Annotated in this window: 3 protein-coding genes; 1 reads left to right on the top strand and 2 read right to left on the bottom strand. The window is 67.8% G+C overall.

Annotated elements, in window-relative coordinates; genetic code table 11:
* Positions 1-327: 327 nt before the first annotated feature.
* Positions 328-1,047: an endonuclease domain-containing protein gene (locus GA0115240_RS33225; protein ID WP_093742582.1), complete on the bottom strand. Its 720-nt coding sequence runs from the start codon at positions 1,045-1,047 to the stop codon at positions 328-330.
* A gap of 29 nt (positions 1,048-1,076) precedes the next feature.
* Positions 1,077-2,168 (bottom strand): integrase core domain-containing protein, encoded by a 1,092-nt coding sequence (locus tag GA0115240_RS33220; RefSeq protein ID WP_093742580.1) that lies wholly within the window; start codon positions 2,166-2,168, stop codon positions 1,077-1,079.
* Positions 2,169-2,348: 180 nt separating this feature from the next.
* On the opposite strand from GA0115240_RS33220, the gene GA0115240_RS36475 reads away from it, so the two are divergent.
* The gene (locus tag GA0115240_RS36475) at positions 2,349-2,663 is read left to right on the top strand and encodes a hypothetical protein (RefSeq protein WP_141709056.1); all 315 of its coding nucleotides are present in this window, start codon (positions 2,349-2,351) and stop codon (positions 2,661-2,663) included.
* The last annotated feature ends 525 nt before the right edge of the window (positions 2,664-3,188 follow it).

Here is a 3,188-nt window from a genome sequence, read left to right as displayed (position 1 = left end):
TCCGACTTCGCACGCCAAGGCCCAGGTCTGGATCTACAACCCCTGAGCTTCAAGTCTGCCGGGCTGTACAGCTCGCCCCAGGCGCCGGGCAGCACATCACCGAGTCCAGCGCGACATCGAGACGGCCTGCGCGCGGTGATCGCCGACCCCGGAGCCGCGGAGCAGTGGGCCACCGGCCGCCACACCGCCCTCACCCCGCCCGCGGTGCCTACCGCCGATACGGCAGGCACCGCGGCCACGCGCGCGCCGAGCTCGCCCCCGGCACCAGTTCGTTCACGCAAAGACAACAGCGCCGCCAGTCGGCGGAAGGAACACGCAGCAGCTGGCCTAGGTGAAGCGCTCGGCGAAAGATGCCGCCCGGCAGTTGCGGGAGAGCCGCAAGCAGCAGACCCGGGCCTCAACCGAAGCGGACCAGGCGCGTACGACCGGGTCCAGCGGCACGTCGACGACTTGAAGCCAGCGCAGGAGGTCGTCGCGGGCAGGGCCGGCGGGCGCTGTGCGAGCAGTCGGCACTTGGGGCGCTCTCTGGCTGTAGCGGAAGCTCAGCCCCAGCAGCACGGCGGGAGGCAGGCGCCGGTAGTTGGGGTAGCGGCCGTCGACCGGCGTGCTGTGGCTTTCCCGTTTGTTGCAGCGGTGGCAGAGATAGCCCCGGCTCAGACCCGTTTCGTGGTCATGATCGAGCACGAGGGTGCCTTGCTGGCCACCGCGTCTTCCCGGAGTCGCACAGATCGCGCAGCGGTCCTGCTGCCAGGCGGCCAGGACCGTGGCGTGGTCCAGGGCGCGCAGGGTGCTCAGGTCGGGCACCGGCCAGAACCAGCACGCCGGGGGAAGCTGGAGCAGCCACCGGTCAACGAGCGGCTGTGCCCACCGCCGGGCCAGCGCGGCGACACCGAGTTCCTCGCGGGTCAGGTGCCGTAAACAGGCGGGCGCGCCGTGCACGGCCGCGTTCCGGCAGGAGTACCCGGCGCTGCCGCGGCATCGTCCGGAGCGCCGGTCGTCGACGATCGCTTTGGCGGTGAGGACGCGCTCAACGAGTTCGGGCGTCACTGCGGGTGCCGATTAATCATCCGGCCTGGTCAAGCGGCGTGTTGGTACTCGTGAAGGGTTCCGCCGAGTCGGTCTCGTCGGCGGACTTCCAGGTGTCTGAGTTGTCCTGGCACGCTGGTTGGCTTGGGTAGTGGGCGGAGTGGAGCGGCTTGCTTGAGGGTGCGGTGCGGTCGGTGCTCGTTGTAGAAGGTCTCGAACTCGCGGAGCGCATCAAGAAGGTGGCTCTGGTTCCAGATCAGGGTTCTGTCGAGGAGTTCGCGCCGGCAGGTCTGTATCCAGTGCTCCATGATGGAGTTCATTCGCGGTATCCGGACTCCGCTCCTGACGATCTCGAGTCCGGCGTCGGCGAGCACGGCGTCGAAGGCCGGCGTGAACTTTGAGTCGCGGTCGCGGATCATGATCCTGGCCCTGCTGCCCGCATCCTCCAGGTCCATGACGAGGTTGCGTCCGAGCTGCACCACCCACTGAGCGGTGGGGTGTGCGGTTGCGCCCAGGATCCGGATGCGCCGGGTGGAGTGTTCAATGACGGCGAAGACATACAGGCGCGCGCCGGTCAGGGTGCGGGTTTCGAAGAAGTCGCACGCGAGCAGGGCGTCGGCCTGACTGCGCAGGAAGTCGGCCCACGTCGTGCTCTGACGTTCTGGGGCGGGCGGGACGCCGTGCTCTTTGAGGATTTCCCAGACGGTGGAGGCGGCGACCTTGATGCCGAGCGACGCGAGTTCGCCGTGGATGCGCCGGTACCCCCAGGAACTGTTCTCTCGGGCGAGGCGCAGGATCAGGGCGCGGATCGAGCGGACGGTGGGCGGGCGTCCGCGCCGCTTCGGCATGCAGGTCGTGGCATGGTGCCGTTTGAGTAGGTTGCGGTGCCAGCGGAGGACCGTGTCGGGGCGTACCAGCAGCAAGAGCTGCCGCAGCTTGCCCATCGGTAGGTGGTGGAGCAGGCCGGCGAGGATCGCGCGGTCGGTGTCGGTGAAGGCGGGCTTGCCGACCTGGCGCTGCAGGACCAGCAGCTGGTGTCGGAGTGCAAGGATCTCGATGTCCTTGTCCCGATTGCTCATCGGTAGGAGGCGCAGGAAGGCGAAGGCGTTGGTCGCGGCGAGGTAGGCCAGGCGCAGTAGCACGACAGATCATGATGCCGCCGCTTACCTGGCCAGGTGAAGGTGCTGGGTACGGCGGAGATCAGTGATCAAGATCGTGACCTGGGCGGATGATTTATCGGCACCCGCAGTGTTCCTTGCCATCCGTCCCTCACCCGGCTCCTGCGGGACCACATTGCCGCCGGGCTGCAGCCCGGTGATCGGTTGTTCTCAGGCGAGAGGGGCGGCCCTCTCGCCGGGTCTGTTTATCGCCGCGCCTGGGGCCATGCTCGCCAGGCGGCGCTGCCGCCGCACGTCTACGCTTCGCCGACCGGAAAACGCATCTACGACCTGCGGCACACCTGTTTGACGACATGGCTGAACAACGGCGTCCCGCCGGCGCAGGTCGCCGAGTGGGCCGGTACAAGTGTGGCCATGCTCTTCGCGGTGTATGCGCGCTGCATCAGCGGCCAGGTCAAGGAGCTGGAGCAACGCGTCGAGGCTGCGCAGGACATATCGGTCCTCCACACGGCGTCGTGAAAGACCGGGACAGGGAGGGAAGGGCACTGGCGCTGACGATCGAGGTCGAGCCGCGTCTCGGGCCGGGACGCTGAACGACAGGCCGGCGGTGACACGGCTGGCGGGGCTGCGGTTCAGCCATCCTCGGTCCACCGGGCGTCGTAGCTTGTCGCGGACTGGTGGGGCCACCTCTGCTCCGATCTCGGCGAGTTACCTCCGCAGCCTCTCGGCAGTTCCAGCCGGCCCACCTGATGCTGCATCACTCGCACCGGCGCATCCAGCCACCAGACACTCTTCGTAACCGCTCCGACGAAGGGGCGTACCAGGCCGTCACCGCCAGCACCGCAGTACGGCGGAAGGCTGAACCTCGGACGATCACCCACTGTTAGCGATCGCGTACATGACCCGGTGCGAGTGCCTTGGCCTCGGCTGGCGCAGGCGCCGCGACCTGCGGCTTCAGGTCGAAACGAGCCAGATCGGCTGCGAACAGGTGCCAACAGGGCGCCTGCTCTGTTCCTAGCTGATGATCCGTTAGAAACGCTCTGA

The sequence above is a fragment of the Streptomyces sp. DvalAA-14 genome, assembly GCF_900091855.1.
Lineage (GTDB): Bacteria > Actinomycetota > Actinomycetes > Streptomycetales > Streptomycetaceae > Actinacidiphila.
The sequence above is the reverse complement of the archived record's forward strand: the minus strand, read 5'-3'. Positions and strand labels throughout refer to the sequence as shown.